We start from the raw sequence: 23,480 nt of genomic DNA, 5'->3' as shown, positions 1-23,480 counted from the left end.
AAGATGACCGAACTCGAAACTCTGGAAAAGCAACTGCTGGCCGATGTCGCGGCCGCTGCCGACGAGCCTGCGATCGAAGCGGTGCGGGTTGGCGCACTCGGCAAGAAGGGATCCGTCTCCGAGCTGCTGAAGACGCTCGGCGCGATGTCGCCGGAAGAGCGCCAGACGCGCGGTGCGGCGATCAATGCGCTGAAGACTGTGGTCACCGATGCCATCAACCTGCGCAAGAGCGATCTGAAGCGGGCGGCCATCGATGCGCGCCTGAAGGCGGAGACCGTCGATGTCAGCCTGCCGGTCCGCTCGTCTCCGGCAGAGCGCGGCCGCATCCACCCGATCAGCCAGATCGTCGACGAGATCACCGCGATCTTCGGCGACATGGGCTTCTCGATCGCCGAGGGTCCTGACGTCGAAACCGACTATTACAATTTCACGGCCCTGAATTTCCCCGAGGGACACCCGGCCCGCGAAATGCATGACACCTTCTTCTTCAATCCGGACGAGAACGGTGAGCGCAAGGTTCTGCGCACGCACACCTCGCCGGTGCAGGTGCGCACCATGGAAGCGCAGAAGCCGCCGATCCGCATCATCATCCCCGGCAAGACCTATCGTCAGGACAGCGACGCGACGCACTCGCCGATGTTCCATCAGGTCGAGGGCCTCGTCGTCGACAAGAAGGCCAACGTCGCCAATATCCGCTGGGTGCTGGAAGAGTTCTGCAAGACCTTCTTCGAAGTCGATAGCGTGACGATGCGCTTCCGCCCGTCCTTCTTCCCGTTCACCGAACCGTCCTTCGAGGTCGACATCCAGTGCGACCGCTCCGGCCCGATCGTCAAGTTCGGTGAAGGCACCGACTGGATGGAAATCCTCGGCTGCGGCATGGTTCACCCGAACGTGCTGCGCGCCGGTGGCCTTGATCCGGACGAATATCAGGGCTTTGCCTGGGGCATGGGCCTCGACCGCATCGCCATGCTGAAATACGGCATGCCCGACCTGCGCGACTTCTTCAACGCCGACGTCCGCTGGATGAACCACTATGGCTTCCGCCCGCTCGACATGCCGACGCTGTTCGGCGGTCTGAGCGCGTAAGGGAGGATTGGACCTATGAAATTCACGCTCTCCTGGCTCAAGGATCACCTTGATACCGACGCCACGCTCGATGAAATCTGCGCCCGCCTGACGGAAATCGGCCTTGAGGTCGAGGATGTCGATGACAAGGCTGCGTATAAGCCCTTCGTCATCGCCAGGGTTCTGTCGGCTGAAAAGCATCCGGAAGCCGATCGTCTGAAGGTGCTGTCGGTTGATGCCGGCCCCGACGTTAACGGCGGCAAGCCGTTGCAGATCGTCTGCGGTGCGCCGAATGCCCGCGCCGGTCTCGTCGGCGCGCTGGCGCAACCAGGCGATTATGTGCCCGGGATCGACGTGACGCTTGGCGTCGGCAAGATTCGCGGCGTCGAAAGCCACGGCATGATGTGCTCCGAAAAGGAGCTGAACATGTCGGATAGTCACGACGGCATCATCGACCTGCCTGCCGATGCGCCTGTCGGCACGTCTTTCGCCGCCTATGCTCATCTCGACGATCCCATGATCGAGATCAACCTGACGCCGAACCGTCCGGACTGCACCTCGATCTACGGCATCGCCCGCGATCTCGCGGCTTCCGGTCTCGGCACTCTGAAGACCCGCCCAGCGCCGTCCTTCGCTGTCGAAGGCGAGACGCCGGTGAAGGTGACGCTCGATCTCGATGATGAGAAGCTCTGCCCGGGCTTTGGCCTGCGCATCGTGCGCGGCATCAAGAACGGCCCGAGCCCGAAGTGGATGCAGCAGCGCCTGCTGGCAATCGGTTTGCGTCCGATCAACGCGCTGGTCGATATCACCAACTACATGACCTTCGACCAGGGCCGCCCGATGCACGTCTTCGACGCTGCCAAGGTCAAGGGCAACCTGACGGTTCGCCGCGCCAAGGATGGCGAAACGGTACTGGCGCTCGATCAGCGCGAATACAAGCTCGGCGCCAACAATGTCGTCATCGCTGACGACAACGGCGTTGAGTCGATCGGCGGCATCATGGGTGGTGAGCACTCCGGCTGTGATGAGAATACCGTCGATGTCCTGATCGAGTCGGCCCTCTGGGATCCGATGAACATCGCAAAGTCGGGCCGCGGCCTCGGCATCATCACCGATGCCCGTTACCGTTTCGAGCGCGGCGTCGATCCGGAATATATGATCCCGGGCCTCGAGCGCACCACCGAGCTGGTTCTGGAACTTTGCGGCGGCAAGCCTGCCAAGGCTGAGGTTGTCGGATACAAGGGCTATCAAGCCAGGATTGTCGATTTCCCCTATTCCGAGGTCAAGCGCCTGACCGGCCTCGAGGTCTCGACCGATGAGAGCAATGCGATCCTCGGTCGCCTTGGCTTCAATGTCTCCGGCTCCGGCGAGCGCGTTTCGGTCGCCGTTCCCTCCTGGCGTCCCGATGTCGATGGCAAGGCCGATCTCGTTGAGGAAGTCATGCGCATCCACGGCGTTGACAAGATCAAGCCGGCGCCGCTCGAAAGTCATGCTGCCGTCAACGGCAAGATCCTGACGACGCTGCAGATCCGTACCCGCACCGCCAAGCGCGCGCTTGCCTCACGTGGCATGCTGGAGGCCGTCACCTGGTCGTTCATCCCGGAAGATCAGGCGAAGCTTTTCGGCGGCGGTTCGCCGGCGCTGAAGCTTGCCAACCCGATCGCAGCGGAAATGTCGGATATGCGTCCGTCGCTGCTCCCCGGCCTGCTGACCGCGGCCCAGCGCAATGCTGACAAGGGCAATGGCGACGTCGCGATCTTCGAAGTCTCCGGCACCTACGAAAGTGACCGGCCAGAAGGCCAGCGCCGCGTTGCTGGCGGCATCCGCCGCGGAACGGCAACGATGGCCGGTGCCGGCCGTATGTGGTCGAACGCGGCGAAGGGCGGCGGCAAGCCCGCTGATGTCTTCGATGCCAAGGCCGACGCGCTTGCCGTGATCGAAGCCTGCGGTCTGCCGATGGGCAATATCCAGATCGAGCAGGGCGGCCCCGAATGGTATCATCCGGGCCGCTCCGGCACGATCAAGATGGGTCCGAAGGTCGTCCTCGGCTATTTCGGCGAGTTCCATCCCTCGACGCTGGAAGCGCTCGACGTCTCCGGCGCTCTCTGCGGCTTCGAAGTTTATGTCGATGCCATGCCGGAGCCGAAGAAAAAGGCGACGCGCACCAAGCCGGCGCTCGAGCTTTCGGCCTTCCAGACCGTCAAGCGTGATTTCGCCTTCGTCGTTGACAAGACGGTTGAAGCGAGCGCCATCCTCAAGGCCGCCAGCGGCGTCGACCGCAAGCTGATAACCGGCGTCAACGTCTTCGATATCTTCGAAGGCGCATCGCTTGGTGAGGGCAAGAAGTCGGTGGCCATCGAAGTTCAGATCCAGCCAGTCGAGCGGACGCTGACGGACGAAGATTTCGAAGCATTGACGCAGAAGATCATCGCCAGCGTGACAAAATTCACCGGCGGCGTGCTGCGAAGCTAAGGTTCAGAAAATCAAACGAGAAACCGGCGGAAGCCGGTTTTTCTTTGTCTCTAGTGTTTCTCCGGAAAGAGCGAATGCATCGCTGTCTGGAGAAGCTCCTCCACATAGACCTGCGCCGTATCCGTCGCCTCTTCGGACAGGTTCATTTCCTCACACTTTTTCTCCACCGCCTCGCGGATGAGATAGAGCACGCCTCGACCGATTTTGGCATTCTCGGGATCGGATGTATCGAGCACCATGGCGAGCGATGTCATCGCCACGATTTCCAGCACGAGCATACGGCCTTCGATATCGGACAGATTGCTTGATGTCGCTTTGGCACTGTCCTTCTTGGCATCCGGCATGATTTGTCCCCCATTTCCGGTCACGCCTTCTAACTAGTGCCGGTCGATGCAAAAAGAAGGCTAGGTTGTGCGAAAGCCGCAATACCTTTGGTATTATAAGTTGCGAGCCGTTTTATTCGCCGGATCCGCTGCCTTTATTGATCCGTGACGCGTGTTGAGTTCAGATTTTCTGCCGTTTCGCTTTTCTGGCACACGCGGTCGCTCGAATTACTTTGCGGGCCAGCGCCGCGCTACCAACCCGGGATCGCGACCGTTTTGCCGAAACCGGGTGGAAACACGCAGCGAATTCGCCGATGCTCTGCGTGGCAAGAGGAGGGTGCTGATGAAAAAGCCGGGATCGATGAAGTCTTTGGAAGACATGGGGCGTGCCCGCCTGTCGAAGAATTTCTTCTTCCGCGACTTCCTCCATTCCGAGATCGCCGATTTCTATCGCATTCCGAATATTCCCGACGATCCGGAATTGGCGATCGAGGCGGGCAGGCGGCTTTGCGAGGAGCTTCTGGAACCGCTGCAGGCGACGTTCGGCCGCCTTCACATCCGGTCGGGATACCGGTCCGCAGAAGTGAACGGCTTCGGCAACAGGAACAAGCTGAACTGCTCGTCAAATGCCGCGACGGCAGCCGATCATATCTGGGATATGCGGGATCTCGACGGTTGCATGGGAGCAACAGCCTGCGTTGTGGTCCCTTGGCTCGTCGATACCTACCGCGACGAACAGGATTGGCAGCGGCTTGCCTGGTGGATCCACGACAAGCTTCCCTATGCGGCGCTCTGTTTCTTCCCGAAGCTATGGGCTTTCAACATTCAATGGCACGAGCGTCCGCGGCGGATCATCCAGAGCTACGTGCGCCCGCGGGGTATCCTGACCAAGTCAGGCATGGCCAACTGGGAGGGCGATCATTCGGAATTCTACCGGGGCTTCCCGCCGCTCAGATATTGATACGATACCGGATATGTCCGTCGCTCTCAACATAGCTGTCGTAGAGTGCGCGTGCCCGCGTGTTGCTCTCGCTCGTATGCCAGTAGAGCCGGGACCAGCCGTTCGTTCTGCAGAGATCGACGAGATCGTCGAGCAGGGCACGCCCTATACCTTTGCCGCGGATCGATTGATCGACGAAGAGATCCTCGAGATAGCAGTCCTTACCATGGATCCAAGTACCCTCATGCGTCAGCGACAAGCTGAAGCCGGCGACAGCGCCATCTATCTCGGCAACACGCATGAAGATTGCCGACGCCGGATCGAAAACCCGGCGCCAGGTGGAATCCGTGATGCTTTCATCGACGGTGACGTCATAGAATTCGAGATAGTCCTTCCAGAGGTCCCGCCAGCGGCTTTCATCTTCAGGTCTCGCATCCCGGATCGTCACTGTCATCGATTATCTCCTCAGGCGCCTGCCTTGTCGAGCAGCGCCATAGCTTCGCTGGAAAGCTGCAGCCTTGCGGCCTTTGCCAGGCTTTCGAGCTGCGAAAGGCTGGTAGCACTGGCAATCGGCGCCGTCACGCCTTTCTTGTTCAGCAACCAGGCGAGCGAAATCTCCGCAGGCTTTCCACCTGTTTCAGCGGCAACCTTGTCCAGCGCGTCGAGGATGTGCATGCCCTTGGCGTCGAGATATTGGGAAACACGCCCCTCGCGCGCCCGGCCTTCCGTATCGGCCTTGGTGCGGTATTTACCGGACAGAAAACCGGCTGCCAGACTGAAATAGGTGATCACGCCGATGTCTTCCTTGACGCAAAGATCGGCAAGCGGTCCCTCGAAGCTTGAGCGCTCGTAGAGATTATATTCCGGCTGCAGCACATCGTAGCGCGGCAGCCCGGCCTTGTCAGCCGCGTCCAGGGATGCCTGCAGCAGCGGCGCATCGTAATTCGAGCAGCCGAAGGAGCGGATCTTGCCCTGCTGCTTCAGCTTGGCATAGGCGGTCAGGCTTTCCTCGTGCGGCGTATCGGCATCCGGCCAATGGGAGAGATAGACGTCAATGTAATCCGTCTGCAGACGGCGCAGGGAGTCTTCCACTGCTTTGAGGATATACTTTTCCTTCAGTGTCTTACCCTGACCCATGTCGGAACCGACCTTGGTGATGATGACAGCCTTGTCGCGCGCCACCTTCCCCTTCTTCAGCCAGCAGCCGATGATCTCCTCGGAATCGCCACCCTTGTTGCCCGGAACCCAGGCCGAATAGACGTCTGCGGTGTCGATCGTGTTGAGACCAGCGTCGAAGAAGCCATCGAGAATCTCGAAGGATGTCTTTTCGTCGGCAGTCCAGCCGAAAACGTTGCCGCCGAAAACGATCGGGGAAATTGAAAGACCTGTTTTTCCAAGCCGGCGCATTTCCATGGCGCTCTCCTAAAGTGCTGATTTAATTGAAAGTGCAGACACGGCAGAACGCCGCCGGGGAATAACCTAGTGCAGCCCGGCGCCGAAGGAAACCAAACTTTCGTGATCTGCAGCCGCGCCATTGCCTGCCTGCCGCCCGGTGAATAAGGTGCGCGCAATCAACCTTTGGGAGGCTCATCCATGCTGCGTTTCGGTATCATTTCCACCGCCAAGATCGGTCGCGAGGCTGTCGTGCCCGCCATTCAGGATGCCGAAAATTGCGTCGTCAGCGCCGTCGCCAGCCGTGATCTGGCCCGCGCCCGTGAGATGGCGGACCGTTTCTCTGCCCCGCATGCCTTCGGCTCCTACGAAGAAATGCTGGCATCCGACAAGATCGACGCCGTCTACATCCCGCTGCCGACGTCGCAGCATATCGAATGGGCGATCAAGGCGGCGGATGCCGGCAAGCACGTCCTCTGCGAAAAGCCGATCGCGCTGAAGGCTGCGGAGATCGACAAGCTGATCGCGGCGCGGGACCGCAACAAGGTGCTGATCTCGGAAGCTTTCATGGTCACCTATGCGCCGGTCTGGCGCAAAGTCCGCTCGCTGATCGCCGAAGGCGCCATCGGCAAGCTACGCCATGTCCAGGGTGTTTTCACTTATTTCAATCGCGATCCGGGCAACATGCGCAACATCCCCGAGCTTGGCGGCGGCGGCCTGCCCGATATCGGCGTCTACCCGACGATCAGCACCCGCTTCTCGACCGGTCTGGAGCCGCTGCGCATCCAGGCCGTGACCGAACGCGATCCGGAATTCGGCACCGACATCTATTCGAGCGTCAAGGCCGATTTCGGCGACTTCGAGCTGAGCTTCTATATCTCGACTCAGATGGCCAATCGCCAGCTGATGGTGTTCCACGGCACCGAAGGCTTCATCGAGGTGAAATCCCCCTTCAATGCTGACCGCTGGGGGCCCGAGGAGATCGAGCTCAGCAACCGCGGCCACAACCAGTCGACCATCTTCCGCTTCCAGGACAGCCGCCAGTATCGCAAGCAGGCGGAAGCCTTTGCCCGCGCCGCCAAGGGCGAGCAGGAAGAGATCGTCACGCTGGAAAATTCGAAACTGAACCAGAAGGTGATCGACGCGATCTACCGTGCCAGCGAGAAGGACGGCTGGGAGCCGGTCTGATCACTCGCTGCGGAAAACGAAGCGGGAATAGCCGAAGAAACTGAAGAACATCGACGCGGCGGTGGCAAGCACCAGCGCCGCCAGTGGCTGCAGCGCGGGCATCGTCAACAGCAGGGCGGCGTAGAGGCCGTAGTTGACAAGCGCAGACGTGATCCCGACGGATCCGTAGCGGAAACCTTCGACGGCAAGCGAATGCGGCGACCGGTCGAAGGTGAATGTCCGATTGAAGATCCAGGTGACGACCATCGCCAGCGCGATCGCAATCAGCCGGGCGATGAACGGGCCGAGCGGTGTGACATGCAGCAGCAGCGTCAGCAATCCGGCGTCGACAACGAAGCCAATCCCGCCTGCGATACCGAAGCGCAGCAGCTTCTTCACGCGGCACCTGCCTTGCGAGCCGCGACAGGCTTGCGCGCTGGCTCGGCAATATTCTCGGAAAGCTCTGTGCGCTGCCGCTCGCGTCGGCTTGCGGCACCAGCTGCCATATAGTGGATGCGCAGCTGCTCCGCTCGTGAGCGCGCAACGGAATCAAGGATCGTGCCCGCGGTGAAAAGCATGAACGAGATCATCATCAGCGCCATGGACAGAACCCAGGTCGGCATGCGGCTGACGAGACCGGTCGCGAAATATTCCGCCAGCACGGGCGTCATAAAGCCAAGGCTTGCCAGCATGAATGTTGCGCTGATGATGCCAAAGAAGGCGAAGGGCCGTGTTTCCTTCATCAACATGGCAAACATCCAGAGGATATTGCCGCCGTCCCTGAAGGTGGAGAGCTTGGAATGCGAGCCTTCCGGCCGGCGGCCGTAATCGAGCTCGAGCTCGCTGACCGGCAGCTTCAGGCGCGAGGCATGGACCGACATTTCGGTCTCGATTTCGAAGCCGCCCGATACCGCCGGAAAACTCTTGACGAAACGGCGCGAGAAGGCGCGATAGCCGGAAAAGATATCGGTGAAATCAGGGCCGAAGATAGTCCGGTAGAGGACGTTGAAAATCCGGTTGCCGAAGGCGTGGCCCTGACGGCCCGCGTCGGCGCGGACGTTCCGGCGGGTGCCGACCACCATGTCGGCGCGCTCCGTCAGAAGCGTGCGGATCAGGTCTTCGCCGTCTTCCGGTGCATAGGTGCCGTCGCCATCGGCCATCAGGTAAATATCGGCATCGATATCGGCAAACATCCGGCGCACGACATGGCCCTTGCCCTGACGCCGCTCGCGCACGACATTTGCGCCGGCCAGCATTGCATGCAGCGCGGTGCCGTCGGTGGAATTGTTGTCGTAGACGTAGATCTGGGCCTCGGGAAGCGCTGCCTTGAACCCGCGAACCACGGCGCCGATCGTTGCTGCCTCGTTGTAGCAGGGGAGGAGCACGGCAATGGATGGAGTATCGTTCTGCGATCGGTTCATGATCTTGCTCACCGGGTTTGGCCGGGGCGCAGTATAAGTCAGCCAATGTTAATAAGACGCTATGACGCAGGCAGCCAATTGCGCTCAACTGACACGTTTTACTCTTTCTTGATCGCCTGCTGATAAACCAGCTGGAACTGGCAACGAGTTCCCGAAATGACGAACGCTGTAGAGATGACCGCCATTTCCCCTTCAGGCAGCAAGCTTGCACGATTTCAGGCGCTGTTCTCGCGGCTTTGGCCCTCTGTATTCGCCTATAGCGCAGTCTTGCTCGTGGCGATCCTGCTTATCAAGCTGCCGCATGCGAAGGACTACGTCGGTCCGGACAACGACGACGGCATGCGGCTTGTCGAGGTTCGTGATCTGCTGGCCGGTCAGGGCTGGTTCGATCTCATGCAGTATCGTCTCGGCGTCGGCGGGACATTGATGCATTGGTCGCGCCTGATCGATTTGCCGATTGCCGCGCTGATCAAGTTTTTCGGACTGTTCTTTTCCGGAGAGCGAGCCGACGCGCTGGCGCTGGCGGTCTGGCCGATTTCGCTCGTCCTGCCCTTGATGCTTGCAATGGCGATCGCCGGCCGCCGTATCGGCGGCGCGCTGGCAATGCACATCTCGCTCGCATTGACATTCTTGATGATCTTGACGAGCGGACGGTTCTTGCCCGGCGCGATCGATCATCACAATGCGCAGATGGGCCTCGTCGCGATGATGGTGGCAATGCTGCTCGACGACAAATATCGCGGATGGAGTTTCGCCGTCGCCGGGTTTTGTGCCGCAGTCGCGATCGCGATAGGCGCCGAAACAACGCCGGCAGTGGCCTCCATCTGCCTAATCGTTGCGATTGCCTGGGCGTGGCATGGCGATGTTTATGCGAGTGCCGCGAAAGCCTTCGGCCTCTCGCTTGCCGTCTTCGTCAGTATCTTCTTCTTCGGCACCGTCCCGCCACGGCTTTATTCGGCCGTAACCTGCGACAATCTCTCGCTTGGTTTCTATAGCCTGTCAGCGATCGGGGGTGGTTTGCTTTTCGTTGCTGCCGCCTTTGCGAGCAGGGCGCCGCGCCTCACGCGTTTTGCTGTACTCGCCGGTGTTGGCCTTTGCATCGCGATCTCCGCGCTGCTTATCGCGCCGCAATGCCTGCAGAATCCGCTGAGCAATCTTGATCCGATGCTTGTCGAGCTTTGGTTGGATAGCATCTCCGAGGCGCGATCCTTCGTGGAGATGGCACGCACCGAAACGTATATTCTGGGTGCCTTCTATGCGACCGGCCTTTTCGGTGTCGCCATATGCGTGTTCCGCATCATGCAACGCGACCGCGTGGAAGTTCACCTGACGCTTCTTTTCCTGCTGGGGGTTAGCTTTGCTATCGCCCTGGTGCAGGTGCGGGGTGCGACGTTCTCGAACATGTTGGCGATCCTGCCTCTGACCCTTCTGATCATTGATGTGCGCAAGGTTTCCAATGCAGACCGGGAAAATATCGCAGCGGCACTCTGCTACATCCTCGTAGTGATCGGCAGCGTTCCGGCAGCTTGGGGCGTCGCCGGCGATCTTGTTGCCATGCAAGTGAACCCGGCGGCCAGCGCCGTTGCAAGCGAAGACGAACCCGAATCCGCCTGCAAATCGCGTCAGGCGATAGCGCCGCTCGACAACATGCCACAAGGGATGGTCGTCGCGCCTTGGGAAATGGGCGTACCGATCCTCCGGTTCAGCGCCCAGCATGTGCTGACGGCTCCCTATCACCGCAACCCGCGAGGCATGCTCACGGAATTGCATATCGGCCTGGCCGAGCCCAAGGAGGCAGAGGCGTTCCTGCGTGGCGTGGGGGCGACTGCACTGGCTTATTGCCAGGAGGATGTGTCGTCGGCGCAGCTCGCAAAACTCAAGCCAGACGGCCTCTACGCCCAGCTCGCCGAAGGCAATGTGCCGGATTATCTTCAGCCTTATGCCAAGGCTGAAGGCGTCCAGTATTTCCTCTTCAAGCCGGTGGATTGACGCCCCCGACTGGCGATCTTCCGGCTGATCTTTCGCCCCACTTCGGATAGAACGAAGACATGAGCAATGTCTTCGACGGCGATTCGCCGACAAACCTCACGGAATATTCGGTTTCCGAACTATCGGGATCGATCAAGCGCACGGTCGAGACCGCATTCGATCAGGTCCGCGTGCGCGGCGAAATATCCGGTTATCGCGGGCCGCATTCGTCCGGCCACGCTTATTTTTCGATGAAGGATGACCGCGCACGCATCGATGCCGTCATCTGGAAGGGTGTTTTCTCGCGTCTCCGCTTCCGGCCTGAGGAAGGCATGGAGGTTATCGCCACCGGCAAGATCACGACGTTCCCGGGATCGTCCAAATACCAGATCGTCATCGAAACGCTGGAGCCGGCCGGTGCCGGCGCGCTGATGGCGCTGATCGAGGAGCGGAAGCGCAAGCTCGGTGCCGAGGGGCTTTTCGATCCGGCGCGCAAGCGCCGCCTTCCCTACATGCCGAAGGTAATTGGTGTGGTCACCTCGCCGACGGGCGCCGTCATCCGCGATATTCTTCACCGCATCTCCGATCGCTTTCCCGTTCATGTGCTTGTCTGGCCGGTGAAGGTGCAGGGCGAGGGATCCGGCGAAGAGGTTGCCAATGCCATCCGCGGCTTCAACGCTTTCGAGCCTGCGGGCGAGATGCCAAGGCCCGATGTGCTGATCGTTGCCCGCGGCGGCGGCAGTCTTGAGGATCTATGGAGCTTCAACGACGAGATCGTTGTTCGTGCCGCGGCCGAAAGTGCCATCCCGCTGATTTCGGCCGTCGGGCACGAAACGGACTGGACCCTGATCGATTACGCGGCCGATGTCAGGGCGCCGACGCCGACGGGTGCGGGTGAAATGGCGGTGCCGGTCAAGGCGGAACTCGAAGCGCAGATCGCCGGCCTTTCCGCCCGTCTTCAGGCCTGTATCACACGGCAGATGGATCATCGTCGCCAGTCCGTGCGGGCGCTGATGCGCGCGCTGCCATCGCTCGATCAGCTGCTGGCCCTGCCGCGCCGCCGGTTCGACGAAGCGGCCTCCGGTCTCGGGCGTGGTTTGGAACTCAACACCATCAACAAGCGCCGCAGTTTCGAGCGCGTGGCATCGCATCTGCGCCCGGATGTGCTGTCCAACAGGATCACCGAGCGGCGGCAGATGCTGGCCGAGCGGATGACGCGGGCCGAGCGCATCGTCGAGCGCCGTATCGACGCCTTGAAAGGCCGGGTCGAGCGTTTCGGCGTGACGCTGTCGTCTGTCCCCGCGCGCCTGACGACGCAGACCGCCCGCATGCGCGATCACCTTGCCAATCTGTCCCGCCATGGCGACACGGCCGTGCGCCATCAGCTGACACGGGCGCGGGGAGAGCTGGCCGCTCAGGATCGGGTGCTGCAGTCGCTTTCCTACAAGAACGTGCTGAAGCGCGGCTATGCCTTGATCAGGGATGACGATGACCGGCCGGTCTCGCAGGCCGCCATGCTGACGGCAGGTGCCGGGATCTCGATCGAATTCTCGGATGGCCGCGTCGGTGCCGTAACCACCGAGGGCGGAGCGCCGCCAGCGACGAAGAAGCGTGCGCCCAAGTCCGGCGAACAGGCGCCCCCTCCGAAGCAGGGAAGCCTCTTCTAGGACGCCCGGAGAGCCGGCCGCTCGATGGTATCGTGCGCCAGCCTGTGTTGCGTTACGCCCACTCGCCATGGCGCATGACCGGCACCCGCGATCCATCCGGCTTGATGCCGTCGATATCGACCTTGTTGGAACCGATCATCCAGTCGATATGGATCAGGCTCGAATTGCCGCCCTGCGCCTTGATCTGGTCCTGGCTGAGCGTTGCGCCATCCACAAAGCACTTTGAATAGCACTGGCCGAGCGCGATGTGGCAGGAGGCATTCTCGTCGAACAGCGTGTTGTAGAACAGGATGCCGCTGGCCGAGATCGGCGAGGAATGCGGAACCAGTGCCACCTCGCCCAGGCGGCGTGCGCCATCGTCGGTATCCAGCACCTTGTTCAGCACTTCGGCCCCGCGCGACGCCTTGGCCTCGACGATGCGGCCGCCTTCGAAACGCACCTGAATATTGTCGATCAGCGTGCCCTGATGCGAGAGCGGTTTGGTGCTCGACACATGGCCTTCGACGCGCAGCGCATGCGGCGTGGTGAAGACCTCTTCGGTCGGGATGTTCGGGTTGCAGGTAATGCCATTCTTCGCCGTCGATGCGCCGCCATGCCATTCGTGGCCGTCGGCAAGCCCGACCGTCAGATCCGTGCCCGGTCCGGTGAAGTGCAGGGCCGCGAAGCGCTGGCCGTTCAGCCATGCCGAACGCTTGGCGAGGTTGCCGTTGTGCTCTGCCCAGGCGGCAATCGGATCATCGAGATCGACGCGCGACGCGGCAAAGATCGCCTTGGCGAGCTTGGCAACGGCAATCGCTTCGGGATCATTGGGGAAAACGAGCTTGGCCCAGGAAGGGTTTGGATAGGAAACGATGTTCCAGTTGATGTCGAAATTCGAGATCTTCTCGAGCGCCGGTTTGTAGGCGCTCGAGTTGGCGCGGTTGGCGCGGCTGACCTTGCCCGGATCCTGGTCCGAAAGCAGCATCGGATTGTCGCCAGCGATGGCAAGCCGGGCGGCATTGTTGGCATAGGCCTTGGCCATGCCATCGTAGAGCCAGCCGGAGGCGCGATCGAAGCTCTCGTCGCTCGCATACTGATAGCGGGCGAGCGTCGATTCCTCGTCGGAATAGAAGGCATTCACCAAGCCGGCGCCGGCCTGGTAGGCATGCTTGGTGATCAGGCGGACGAGCGGAATGGCAACGACTGGCGCCGTGATGACCAGATCCTGGCCCTTCTGCAGCTGCAGGCCCACCTTCACCGCGACCTCGGCAAGCTTATCCAGCTTGACCGGGTCGATCGAATGGTTCTGGGGCATGAAGTTCATGGTCGGGACCTCCTGATAAATTGCAGGCAGCAGACTTAGACCCGTTTGCGGCGAAAATGAAGCTCGATGCATCGAATTCGCCGCTTGAGAATGTGGCCCTAGGCAGCCGTTTGCCGAAGCAGTGCCGACTGATGCTTTTCAAGAAATGCCATCAACCTTTCCGGATAATCGGGTGCGGCCGCCGCGCGCACGCTGGGGCGTTTCGCAAGTTCGCTACGCCATGCCTGCACCTTTGGCAGCCCGTTGAAGATATTGCTTTCGCCGAGCGTATCGAAAACGTCGAAATACCGGAAAATCGGCGCGAAGACGGCATCGACCAGGCTGAAATTATCGCCAGCGAAAAACGGGCCGGCCGAGAGCTCCGCCTCGATGGTTTTGAATTTCCCGGCAATCACCTTGCGCTTGTCTTCCAGCTGCCGTGCATCGCTTGTCGTCTCATAGGTCCAGAGATCGGAGAGGATGGACGAGCCGAACTCCATCCAGCCGCGATGCCGTGCCCGCAGCAACGCATCGCCAGGATGCAGTCTCGGTCCCGGCTGTGTTTCGTCCAGATACTCGCAGATTACAGCGCTTTCGAAGAGCGCTGTCTGTTCGCCATCGTCCTCGATGAGCAGCAGCGGAACCTTGCCGAGCGGCGAAATCTTCGAAAACCACTCGGGCTTGTTGTCGAGGTCGATGACAACACGCTCGAAGCGGACGCCCTTTTCGCCGAGCGCGATCGCGGCGCGCTGCACGTAAGGGCAAAGATGGTGCGAGATGAGGGTCAGCTTGAGCATCGGTATCTCCATGATAGATGCAATTGCATATAAATACGCTTGCGGCATCCGTCAAGATAGATGTAATTGCATCCATGCCGGAGAAAACCACCCCATCCGATGCCGCCACCGAAGCGTGGATCGGTATCATGCGTGCGCAGCAGAAGTTGCTTCTGGCAATCGAGGCCGACCTGAAACAGGCGGGCATGCCGCCGCTCGGCTGGTACGATGTCTTGTGGGAACTGGTCCGCGCGCCGGATAGCCGTCTGAGGCCCTTCGAGATCGAAGAGCGCACGCTGTTGGCGCAATACAATCTCTCGCGCCTGATCGACCGGCTCGAACGTGAGGGGCTGGTCGGCCGCCAGACATTTGCGGAGGATGGCCGTGGGCGATGGGTGGTCGTGACCGATGCGGGCCGGGCGCTTCGCGAGCGGATGTGGGTGGTCTATTCGAAGGCGATCGAAAGGCATGTCGGCTCGAAGCTCGACGATGCGTCCGCAAAAGCGCTCGCAGGCCTTTTGAAGAACCTGTCGGCCTAGGCGATCAGCGATGCCGCCTTTGCGTTCAGCGCCTTGAGCGCATCTCCAGGCGCGAGCCTCACCTGCAGCCCGCGCTGCCCGCCGTTCATATAGACCAGGGCTTCTGTCAGCGCTGCTTCCTCAAGGGCCGTCGGCACAAGCTTCTTCTGGCCGAAGGGGCTGATGCCGCCGACATGATACCCGGTCAGCCGTTCGGCGTCGGCAGGCTTCATCATGTTGGCGGACTTGCCGCCGAAGGCTGCGGCCAGCTTCTTCATGCTCACTTCACGGTCGGATGGCACGACGACGCAGACCGCTTTGCCATCGACTTCGGCCATCAGTGTCTTCAGAACCCGGTGCGGCTCCTCGCCGAGCGCTTCCGCCGCCTGCAGGCCGACGAGTTGAGCGTTCGGATCGTAGTCATAGGTATGGACCGTGAATTCGACGCCCGATTTGGCAAGGACCTGCGTGGCACGCGTCGTCTTCGACATGATCACTTTCCGAATTCGGCAGCGTAGAGATCAGGCTTGAAGCCAATAAGCAGCTTGCCGTCATGCTCCAGTACCGGGCGCTTGATCATCGAAGGCTGCTCCAGCATCAGCGCGATCGCTTTGTCGCGCGTCAGGTTCTCGCGATCGGCATCGGGCAGCTTACGGAAGGTTGTTCCTGCACGGTTCAGCACCGTTTCCCATCCGGCCTTGCCGACCCAGGCTTCCAGATGTGCCCGGTCGATGCCCGAGGCCTTGTAATCGTGGAAGTCGTAGCCCGCCCCATTCTCCTCGAGCCAGGTGCGCGCCTTCTTCATCGTGTCGCAGTTCTTAATGCCGTAAATCGTCGTTGCCATCGTCAGTCTTCCAGCGTTCCGGCTTTGCGCAGCGCCGTGCTTGGCTCGCCACAGGCAATCTTCATCAGGTCTGCGCGCCGCCGCACCAGCCGGTCGGACGTGCGCGTCACGATCAAGCCTGCCTGCGGGGCACGAATCTCCGTCTCGCCATCGGCCATACCCGGCCGCGCGACGATGGTTGCCAAAAGATCGCCGGCAGCGACCGTCTCGCCGATGTCGCGGTGGAAAAGAAGGGTGCCGGCAACCGGCGTGCGGATCATCTCGATATTGTCGAGCGGCACGGCGGGTCCGGTGAAAGCACCGAGAGTTGCGCTGTCCCTGATCGCCCCGCGGGCGGCGAGGAAGGCGAAGACGCCATCGGCATCAGCAGATGCCATGTCAGGATAGACGTCGCGGCGGCCGCGAAGCTCCACCGTTACGGAGAGCTTGCCGGGCAAGCGGCTGCGTTTCTCGCCGGGCACCTCGTATTTCCACGCAAAACCGACAGCTTCCTCGAAAGCCGAGCTTTCGCCATCCGAAAGCAGCACGGCATCCATCGACAGAGCGCTGGCCAGATCGGCCGCCTCGGGCCAGAAGGCCTCGTCGATATAGGCATATTGCAGTGATTCATCGTCGCAATGCAGGTCGAGCACCAGATCGGCGCCGAGTGCCATATGGATCAGCTGCCGCTTGAGACGATCCGTAGCCGGATACCGGTCGAGATCCTCAACCAGCGTATCGCGGTCGCGCAGCGAAATCAGCGGGAAGTCGCGATTGAAGTTAGTGCGCGATCCGAGATCGAAACGTCCCTGCAGCTCGCCGAAATGCGATTGCGCCGCGCCGATCGGGTTGGCCTGCGGAACGATGGTAATGTCGCTGGCGATCCTTCCGGCATCTTCGGCAGCTCTGAGCTTCCGGCAGAGGAAATGCAGCAGTGCCGTTCCCGGCAGCTCGTTGGCATGCAGAGCTGCCTGAATGTAGATCCGCGGCGCATGCGGATCGCTGCCCTTGAAATGCAGCACCGGCAGGCGCCATTCGATGCCCGGCGTATCGCCAGGAATGATGATCTCGGTCGTATCCATGTCAGCACTCCGCAAAATCTGCTGGGAGCAGCTTTAAGCAACTCCGCCGCACCGGCGCAAGCGTCAATAGGGGCTCCTCATCCAAGCAGCGGCCATTCTTCGATATCCACATGCCGGCCTTCGCCGACGAGGCTGTTCACCAGCACGAAAGACTTCGCCGTCCAGACGATCGGCTCCGAAAGGATCGTCTCGGGCACGCTGCGATAATCATAGAGCAGCGTCATATGCGGCTCGAGCTTCGGCTGGACCCGGACGCTGACGCCTCGGTTGAGCAGCGACAAGGCGAGCTGCGCATGCAATGAGAGAACCTCTTGCCGCCCTTCGTCTGCCCGCAGAACCAGTGCCGGCTTGCCCTGGCGAAAACTCACGGCGCGCCGGAAGGTCAGCTTGAAGGGGCGCATTCTGACGGCAGCGGCGGCCGCCAAACCATCGAACAGCATGCTCGGCGGGATCGCATCCCACTCGCCGAGATGGCAGAGCGAGACGTGGAGCAGGCGCTTGGGCCGTGGCTTCTCCCGCAAGCCGAAACGCCGCCGCAGATCACCCGCCATGCGCCTCGTCTGCTCTGCCGCCCGCTCGTCGGGGCGCAGCGCGAAGTAAAAATTGCAAGGCTTTCGATCCGCTCCGCCGCGACCTGGCGCCGCGGGGTCAGGCGCACGGTCAAATGAAAATTCCGCCTGGTTCTGAGCAACCATCTTCAACCGGCAACCGCCGCCTCCTCATGAAGGACCAGAGGCTAGCAATCAGTGCAGGAATTGACAAGAACAAAAAGAGAACAAATAATCGAAATGTTGAGATGACGGTTACGCGCAAGAATCGGGTTGAAGGCCGAGCGCAGGCATACGATCTTTGGGGCAGTCAATCACGGAGGTTGCGTCATGAGCGAGGCAACGCATCACTACTGCATTTTTCAGACCGCCGGCGGCTATTGCGGCGTCGCCTGGAATGCAGCGGGAATCACCCGCTTCCAGCTGCCGACAAAGGCTGAAAGTTCGACCGAACAACTTCTACTGAAACGCCTGTCGTCGGGCCTGCGCGCCGATCCGCCGGTTGCGGTCGCGGCGACGATCGAATCCGTTAAACGCTACTTCGCCGGGGAGACCGTGGACTTCTCAGATGTTGCGGTGGATCTGTCCAATCAGGATGAGTTCTTCCGGGAAATCTACGCCGCCGCCCGTCGCGTCGGCTGGGGCAGGACGACGACCTACGGCACGCTCGCAAGGGAACTTGGCCGCGGCCCGGAAGCCGCCCGCGACGTTGGCCAGGCCATGGCCAAGAATCCGGTCGCGCTGATCATCCCCTGCCACCGCGTCCTTGCCGCCGGCGGCAAGCTCGGCGGCTTCTCGGCCCCTGGCGGGTCGAACTCCAAAGCGAAGATGCTGGAACTGGAGGGTGTCAACCTCGGTCCGCCTGAACCGGCCCAACAGTCGCTGGGGTTTTAGGCAGCGAGAGGGGTTCTGCTCCCATCTGCCTTTCGAGTTTACGGCGGGATCTGCTGATCGGCAATCAGGTTTTGACAAGGCCCAACCTTAGCAGACTTTCGGCGCTGGCCACAATTGCCTCTTCTCGCGAGCGAGGCGTCCAGCCGAGCAGGCGTTCTGCCTTTTCTCCGCTGGCGTCCAGTTTGGCCCCCAGAAGCGGCAGGAGACCTTTCATTGCTGGGTTGGCGAGAGCCATCGAACGCACGAGTATGTTTGGCAACACACGCGTCGAGACACGGCTAGCAGCCATGCCCATACGCTCTTTAAGCAGCTTAGCAATTTCCGCCAGCCAAAGCCCTTCGCCTGAGGTGGCCAGGAAGCGTTCGCCGTTTGCAGCAGGATCGGTCATGGCACGCAGATGCAGGTCGGCGACATCCCGCACATCGACCACGCAGGTCTTGATCTTCGGGTATCCGGGCTGACCCTCCAGCATTTCTCTGATCGTGCGGATCGAATGCGAATAATCCGGCCCCAGCGCCGGTCCGAGTACCATGGTGGGGTTGACAGACGCGAGCTCCAGCCCGCGGCCTTCGTTGGCAATGAAGTCCCATGACGCCCGTTCGGCAAGGGTCTTCGATTTCTGGTAGGGCGCGACGTTTCCGGTCAGGTCGGTCCAGTCGGTCTCGACGAACGGACGGGCGAGCGGCTTGTGCCCAGCGCCGATTGCGCCGAAGGCCGAGGTGAGAACGACCCGCTTGACGCCTGAATCGCGCGATGCACGCAGAACGCGGAGGTTGCCATCGACTGCAGGCTTGATCCATTCCTCCTCGCTCGCATAGCTTCCGGATGGCGTGGGTGAAGCACCGTGAAAGGCGTAGGCGCAACCGGCTGCCGCTTCTGCCCATCCATCGTCGGAATTGAGATCGGCAGCAATGAAAGACAACCGCTCGCCAAGCTCGACACCACCGGCCTTCAAGTTGGCGCGCACTTCTGCCTCGCGCGACAACGATCGCACTGTTGTCCTGACTCGGTAGCCGGCATTGATCAGGGCGATGATGCAGTGTTGTGCGATAAAGCCGGTTCCGCCTGTGACGAGGACAAGTTCGTCCATATGAAACTCCTGAGGATATTGAGCGATCGGCGTTATAGGGTACGAACGGATCGCGGTTGTGACATTCGATATACGACCGTATACTGAATTTCGAGTTAAGTCTACAGGTGTATGATGAAATCAACGCCGCCGCCCAATAGCCGCGCCGCCAAGGCCGACGCGACACGTGCCGCGATCCTCGCATCGGCGCGAAGAGCCTTTGTGGAACATGGCTATGACGGCGCGGGCCTGCGTGGCATCGCTGAAGCAGCGGGTGTTACCGCGATGATGGTCGGACGCTATTTCGGATCGAAGGAGGGCTTGTTCGGCGAGGTGGTCACCGACACGATGCGGGATCCGATCATCCTGTCACAGGACAATCTGAAGCGGGCCGAGTTATCCCGCGCCTTTGCGGAAGCGCTCGTCGGGGTCACTACGCAAGGCAAGGTGCCGCTTGACGGATTTCTGATCCTGTTTCGCTCTACTGGAAGTGCGACAGCAGCGCGTATTGCCCGCGAGCGTATCGCCAAGGTACATCACGCAGCCGCGACAGAGGCCATTTCAGGGGACCACGCTTCGGAGCGTGCAGCTCTATTTCTGGCGGTTGTTGCCGGTGTGCAGATGATGCGTCAGATGCTCGAACTCGAGCCGCTGACGAAAGCCGAACCGGCTTTGCTCGTCGAATTGCTGACACCGGTCATTGCAAGTCTGATCGAACCAAAAAAATAGGCGGTGCCGATCAGGATCGAAGCGATCCAGGCAAAAGCGAGGGCGTTGTCGCCCTCACTCCCACTCGATCGTGCCGGGCGGCTTGCTCGTCACATCGTAGACCACGCGGTTGATGCCGCGGACTTCGTTGATGATGCGAGTGGCGGCGCGGCCGAGGAATTCCATGTCGTAGTGGTAGAAATCCGCTGTCATCCCGTCGACCGAGGTCACGGCGCGCAGCGCGCAGACGAATTCGTAGGTGCGGCCGTCGCCCATGACGCCGACGGTCTGGACCGGCAGCAGTACCGCGAAAGCCTGCCAGATCGCGTCGTAGAGACCGGCCTTGCGGATTTCGTCGAGATAGATGGCGTCGGCTTCACGCAGGATTTCCAGCTTTTCGCGGGTAATGCCGCCTGGGCAGCGGATCGCCAGGCCCGGACCCGGGAAGGGGTGGCGGCCGATGAAGCTGTCGGGCAGGCCGAGCTCCTTGCCGAGCACGCGCACTTCGTCCTTGAACAGTTCGCGCAGCGGCTCGACGAGCTGCATGTTCATGCGCTCGGGCAGGCCGCCGACATTGTGGTGCGACTTGATCGTCACCGACGGGCCGCCGGTGAAGGAGACGCTTTCGATCACGTCAGGGTAAAGTGTGCCCTGGCCGAGGAAATCTGCGCCGCCGAGCTTCTTGGCCTCTTCCTCGAAGGTCTCGATGAACAGGCGCCCGATGATCTTGCGCTTCGTCTCGGGATCGCTGACCCCTTCGAGCTCGCCGATGAACTTGTCGGACGCGTCGACGTGGATCAGGTGCAGATTGTAGTGTTCGCGGAACATGGCGACGACATTGGCCGCCTCGTCCTTGCGCATCAGGCCGTGGTCGACGAGCACGCAGGTCAGCTTGTCGCCGATCGCTTCGTGGATCAAAAGCGCCGCAACGGAGCTGTCAACGCCGCCGGAGAGGGCGCAGAGCACGCGCTTGTCGCCGACCTGCTCGCGGATCATATCGACCGCCTTCTGGCGGTAGGCCGACATCGACCAGTCGCCCTTGATGCCGGCGATGTTGTGAATGAAGTTGCCGATCAGCTTGGCGCCATCGGGTGTATGCACCACTTCCGGGTGGAACTGCACGCCGTAATATTTGCGCTTCTCGTCAGCGATGAAGGCATAAGGCGCGTTCGGCGAGGTCGCCACGACCTTGAAGCCGTCGGGCAGCGCGGTAACGCGGTCGCCGTGGCTCATCCAGACTTGGTGGCGCGAACCCTTCGACCAGAGGCCCTCGAACAGCTTGCTGTCTTCGTCGACCTCAAGGAAGGCGCGGCCGAATTCGCGGTGATGGCCGCTCTCGACCTTGCCGCCGAGCTGCATGCACATCGTCTGCTGGCCGTAGCAGATGCCGAAGACAGGAAGACCGCTGTCGAAAATGATCTGTGGCGCGCGGGGCGAACCCTCATCGACCGTCGAGGCCGGGCTGCCGGACAGGATCACGGCTTTCGGCTGGAGGCGCTTGAAGCCCTCTTCGGCGGACTGGAAGGGAACGATCTCGCAATAGACACCCGCTTCGCGCACACGGCGCGCGATCAGCTGGGTTACCTGGCTGCCGAAATCGACGATGAGAACGCTGTCGGGATGTGCTGTCTGGGTCATGGCGAGCCTTTAATGAATAGCACCCGGTCTTGCAATGCGGGAAATCACGGCCTGGCCGATTTTATTGTCCCGATTGTCCCTGCCTGCAAGGCTTTCAGAACCAGAAGACACCGTCTTCGAGCGCTGTAAAGAGGCTGTCCACGGCATAGGAAAGCTTGCGGTCAATGACATGCAGATATTCCGTCCAGCCGGAAATATGCTGCAGTTCCTCGATGCCGTCGGAAATACCGCGCAGCCCGATCAGCGGCAGGTTATATCCTTGGCAGGTCCGCAGGATCGCGAAGGTTTCCATATCGACCATATCGGCATCGATCGTCTGATAGGCGGCGCCTGAAATGACGTTGCCGCCGGTCGAAAGCGTCGCCTCGGGGATGCCGGGAATGCGCAGAGGCAGGTCGAGCGTCGCAGGAAGATCGAGAAACGGCGTCTTGCCCTTCTCAAAACCGAGCGGCGAGGCATCCATGTCGCGATAGGCGACCGAGGAAACCTGATAGACTTCCGTCTGCTCCAGCTTGGCGGAACCGGCCGATCCCAAAGAGACGACGAGCTGCGGAAGATCGTCGGCTGCATCGAGCCGCGTCAGCGTCTTCGTCATCGCCACAGCTGCCTCGACCGGGCCTATACCGGTCATTAGCGGTTCGAAGCGCGACTTGAGGAACGGACCATATTCCGCCTCCGCTGCCATCACGAACAGGATCGACTTTCCGGCAACGGATTTCAGTTCGAACTTCATCCGGTAATTCCCTCTCTTCCCCGCACGACCATCATCGTGCCTGTCATCGATGCGATCAGTTTGGCCGGACCGTCGCCGATCGCGTAGCCGCGCCCGTCCGCGACGATGATGTTGCTGCCCGGCTTGGTGATCTCTCCGCGGAAGAGGAAGCGGTCACCGCGGCCTGGAGACATCAGGTTCACCTTGAATTCGATCGTCAGGATCGAGGCATCGGCATCGATCATCGTGTAGGCGGCGAAACCGCAGGCGCTGTCGAGCGCGGCGGAAATGATGCCCGCGTGCAAAATGCCGTGCTGCTGTGTCAGTTTCACGTCGAACGGCAGCTCGATCTCGACGACGCCGTGTTCCACGCGCGTCAGTTCCGCTCCGATCGTTTCCATCGCCGCCTGGCGTGAAAAGCTCTGCCTGATCCGTTCGCGGAAATCACCGTTATTACCGACGCTCATGCCTTGTCCCCTTCGAACCGCGAAAGTGGCACGGCGCGCCGGATTCGACAAGGATGCCAAGGGGTAAATCAGTTCAGGTAGGCGATCGAGGCGTTGAGAATTGTCGCAAAGCCGACCCATGCGGCATAGGGCAGGAAAAGGGTGGCGGATATCCGGTCCGAGGACCAGCGATTGGCAATGAACGCAAGCACCAGCCCGAGCAGGATAACGATGACCACCAGCGCCGCCTTGGGCATCTCGGCGCCGAAGAAGAACGGCGACCAGAGGAAGTTGAAGACCATCTGCCCGGCCCAGATCAGCATGGCTGCCGAGAGGTGACCGCGCAGCCAGGTCCGTGCGCCGGCAATGCCGATCAGCACGTAAAGGATCGACCAGACGGGGCCGAAGATCCAGTTCGGCGGATTGAAGACCGGCTTGGCCAGCGACTGGTACCATTCGCCGGGCAGATTGTTGGTGCCGATCAGCAGGCCGCCGCCGAGGGAGACGGCAATGAAGACGATATAGGTGAGCGCTTTGTTCATGCCGCGAAGTTAGGGCCGTGCGGCCCG

25 protein-coding genes are annotated in these 23,480 nt (G+C 61.1%); 9 read left to right on the top strand and 16 right to left on the bottom strand.

The genetic code is table 11. The features are described from left to right. Positions 1-3 precede the first annotated feature (3 nt). Together pheS and pheT are read left to right on the top strand one after the other, a co-directional pair. The gene (gene pheS, locus J2X43_RS09470; protein ID WP_310293451.1) at positions 4-1,086 is read left to right on the top strand and encodes a phenylalanine--tRNA ligase subunit alpha; all 1,083 of its coding nucleotides are present in this window, start codon (positions 4-6) and stop codon (positions 1,084-1,086) included. Between the two features lie 15 nt (positions 1,087-1,101). Next, the gene (pheT, locus tag J2X43_RS09465) at positions 1,102-3,537 is read left to right on the top strand and encodes a phenylalanine--tRNA ligase subunit beta (protein WP_310293449.1); all 2,436 of its coding nucleotides are present in this window, start codon (positions 1,102-1,104) and stop codon (positions 3,535-3,537) included. 50 nt (positions 3,538-3,587) lie between these two features. Here the strand turns inward: pheT and J2X43_RS09460 are convergent, their stop codons facing one another. Continuing rightward, positions 3,588-3,881, bottom strand: coding sequence for a hypothetical protein (locus J2X43_RS09460; RefSeq protein WP_112538347.1), 294 nt, complete (start codon positions 3,879-3,881; stop codon positions 3,588-3,590). A 322-nt stretch (positions 3,882-4,203) separates the two neighbouring features. Here J2X43_RS09460 and J2X43_RS09455 point away from each other — a divergent pair, with 322 nt between their 5' ends. After that, a complete protein-coding gene (locus J2X43_RS09455; RefSeq protein ID WP_310293447.1) occupies positions 4,204-4,821 on the top strand; it encodes a hypothetical protein in 618 nt (205 codons plus the stop codon). On the opposite strand, the gene J2X43_RS09450 is transcribed toward J2X43_RS09455, so the two are convergent. Continuing rightward, positions 4,811-5,254 carry a GNAT family N-acetyltransferase gene (locus J2X43_RS09450; protein ID WP_310293445.1) on the bottom strand — a complete coding sequence of 148 codons (444 nt, stop codon included), beginning with the start codon at positions 5,252-5,254 and terminating at the stop codon, positions 4,811-4,813. The genes J2X43_RS09455 and J2X43_RS09450 overlap by 11 nt on opposite strands. An 11-nt stretch (positions 5,255-5,265) precedes the next feature. Then, a complete protein-coding gene (locus tag J2X43_RS09445) occupies positions 5,266-6,213 on the bottom strand; it encodes an aldo/keto reductase (protein WP_310293444.1) in 948 nt (315 codons plus the stop codon). Positions 6,214-6,393: 180 nt separating this feature from the next. Between J2X43_RS09445 and J2X43_RS09440 the strand changes: the two genes are divergently transcribed. After that, positions 6,394-7,380: a Gfo/Idh/MocA family oxidoreductase gene (locus tag J2X43_RS09440; RefSeq protein WP_310293442.1), complete on the top strand. Its 987-nt coding sequence runs from the start codon at positions 6,394-6,396 to the stop codon at positions 7,378-7,380. On the opposite strand, the gene J2X43_RS09435 is transcribed toward J2X43_RS09440, so the two are convergent. After that, positions 7,381-7,758 (bottom strand): GtrA family protein, encoded by a 378-nt coding sequence (locus tag J2X43_RS09435; protein ID WP_310293440.1) that lies wholly within the window; start codon positions 7,756-7,758, stop codon positions 7,381-7,383. Beyond that, on the bottom strand, positions 7,755-8,780 hold the full coding sequence (locus J2X43_RS09430; RefSeq protein ID WP_310293438.1) for a glycosyltransferase: 1,026 nt from the start codon (positions 8,778-8,780) through the stop codon (positions 7,755-7,757). Before J2X43_RS09430 ends, J2X43_RS09435 begins: the two co-directional genes overlap by 4 nt. A gap of 156 nt (positions 8,781-8,936) precedes the next feature. Between J2X43_RS09430 and J2X43_RS09425 the strand changes: the two genes are divergently transcribed. Together J2X43_RS09425 and xseA are read left to right on the top strand one after the other, a co-directional pair. Then, positions 8,937-10,769, top strand: coding sequence for a hypothetical protein (locus J2X43_RS09425; protein WP_405049573.1), 1,833 nt, complete (start codon positions 8,937-8,939; stop codon positions 10,767-10,769). 59 nt (positions 10,770-10,828) lie between these two features. Beyond that, positions 10,829-12,415: an exodeoxyribonuclease VII large subunit gene (gene xseA, locus J2X43_RS09420; RefSeq protein WP_310293437.1), complete on the top strand. Its 1,587-nt coding sequence runs from the start codon at positions 10,829-10,831 to the stop codon at positions 12,413-12,415. 52 nt (positions 12,416-12,467) lie between these two features. Here xseA and J2X43_RS09415 read toward each other — a convergent pair whose 3' ends face one another. Beyond that, on the bottom strand, positions 12,468-13,718 hold the full coding sequence (locus J2X43_RS09415; RefSeq protein WP_310293435.1) for an aminopeptidase: 1,251 nt from the start codon (positions 13,716-13,718) through the stop codon (positions 12,468-12,470). Positions 13,719-13,816: 98 nt separating this feature from the next. Continuing rightward, on the bottom strand, positions 13,817-14,494 hold the full coding sequence (locus tag J2X43_RS09410; protein WP_310293433.1) for a glutathione S-transferase family protein: 678 nt from the start codon (positions 14,492-14,494) through the stop codon (positions 13,817-13,819). A gap of 74 nt (positions 14,495-14,568) precedes the next feature. Here J2X43_RS09410 and J2X43_RS09405 point away from each other — a divergent pair, with 74 nt between their 5' ends. After that, the gene (locus tag J2X43_RS09405) at positions 14,569-15,012 is read left to right on the top strand and encodes a MarR family winged helix-turn-helix transcriptional regulator (RefSeq protein ID WP_310293431.1); all 444 of its coding nucleotides are present in this window, start codon (positions 14,569-14,571) and stop codon (positions 15,010-15,012) included. Here the strand turns inward: J2X43_RS09405 and ybaK are convergent. From ybaK to J2X43_RS09385, 4 genes are all read right to left on the bottom strand, one after another. Further along, positions 15,009-15,482 carry a Cys-tRNA(Pro) deacylase gene (ybaK, locus tag J2X43_RS09400; protein ID WP_310293430.1) on the bottom strand — a complete coding sequence of 158 codons (474 nt, stop codon included), beginning with the start codon at positions 15,480-15,482 and terminating at the stop codon, positions 15,009-15,011. The two genes, J2X43_RS09405 and ybaK, sit on opposite strands and share 4 nt — an antisense overlap. 2 nt (positions 15,483-15,484) lie before the next feature. After that, complete coding sequence (locus J2X43_RS09395) at positions 15,485-15,835, bottom strand: ArsC family reductase (RefSeq protein WP_310293428.1); 351 nt, start codon at positions 15,833-15,835, stop codon at positions 15,485-15,487. Positions 15,836-15,837: 2 nt separating this feature from the next. After that, a complete protein-coding gene (locus J2X43_RS09390) occupies positions 15,838-16,896 on the bottom strand; it encodes a succinylglutamate desuccinylase/aspartoacylase family protein (protein WP_310293426.1) in 1,059 nt (352 codons plus the stop codon). 77 nt (positions 16,897-16,973) lie between these two features. After that, positions 16,974-17,447, bottom strand: coding sequence for a 2'-5' RNA ligase family protein (locus tag J2X43_RS09385; RefSeq protein WP_310293424.1), 474 nt, complete (start codon positions 17,445-17,447; stop codon positions 16,974-16,976). Between the two features lie 327 nt (positions 17,448-17,774). Here J2X43_RS09385 and J2X43_RS09380 point away from each other — a divergent pair, with 327 nt between their 5' ends. Further along, positions 17,775-18,338: a methylated-DNA--[protein]-cysteine S-methyltransferase gene (locus tag J2X43_RS09380; RefSeq protein WP_310293422.1), complete on the top strand. Its 564-nt coding sequence runs from the start codon at positions 17,775-17,777 to the stop codon at positions 18,336-18,338. A 64-nt stretch (positions 18,339-18,402) separates the two neighbouring features. Here J2X43_RS09380 and J2X43_RS09375 read toward each other — a convergent pair whose 3' ends face one another. Further along, on the bottom strand, positions 18,403-19,428 hold the full coding sequence (locus J2X43_RS09375) for an aldehyde reductase (protein WP_112514172.1): 1,026 nt from the start codon (positions 19,426-19,428) through the stop codon (positions 18,403-18,405). Between the two features lie 114 nt (positions 19,429-19,542). On the opposite strand from J2X43_RS09375, the gene J2X43_RS09370 reads away from it, so the two are divergent. Further along, positions 19,543-20,136 carry a TetR family transcriptional regulator gene (locus J2X43_RS09370; RefSeq protein ID WP_310293420.1) on the top strand — a complete coding sequence of 198 codons (594 nt, stop codon included), beginning with the start codon at positions 19,543-19,545 and terminating at the stop codon, positions 20,134-20,136. Positions 20,137-20,190: 54 nt separating this feature from the next. Here the strand turns inward: J2X43_RS09370 and guaA are convergent, their stop codons facing one another. From guaA to J2X43_RS09350, 4 genes are all read right to left on the bottom strand, one after another. Then, positions 20,191-21,753, bottom strand: a complete 1,563-nt coding sequence (gene guaA / locus J2X43_RS09365; protein WP_310293418.1) for a glutamine-hydrolyzing GMP synthase — start codon at positions 21,751-21,753, stop codon at positions 20,191-20,193. A gap of 94 nt (positions 21,754-21,847) precedes the next feature. Then, on the bottom strand, positions 21,848-22,486 hold the full coding sequence (locus tag J2X43_RS09360) for a 5'-methylthioadenosine/S-adenosylhomocysteine nucleosidase (RefSeq protein ID WP_310293417.1): 639 nt from the start codon (positions 22,484-22,486) through the stop codon (positions 21,848-21,850). Then, positions 22,483-22,932: a PaaI family thioesterase gene (locus J2X43_RS09355; RefSeq protein WP_112385167.1), complete on the bottom strand. Its 450-nt coding sequence runs from the start codon at positions 22,930-22,932 to the stop codon at positions 22,483-22,485. The genes J2X43_RS09360 and J2X43_RS09355 overlap by 4 nt, the downstream gene beginning before the upstream one ends. Positions 22,933-23,000: 68 nt before the next feature. Further along, positions 23,001-23,453: a TspO/MBR family protein gene (locus J2X43_RS09350; protein ID WP_112514170.1), complete on the bottom strand. Its 453-nt coding sequence runs from the start codon at positions 23,451-23,453 to the stop codon at positions 23,001-23,003. Between the last annotated feature and the right edge of the window lie 27 nt (positions 23,454-23,480).

Origin of the sequence: Rhizobium sp. BE258, from assembly GCF_031457345.1 — a bacterium.
Lineage (GTDB): Bacteria > Pseudomonadota > Alphaproteobacteria > Rhizobiales > Rhizobiaceae > Rhizobium.
Note: the sequence above shows the minus strand (reverse complement) of the source record. Positions and strands in the feature narration are given on the sequence as shown.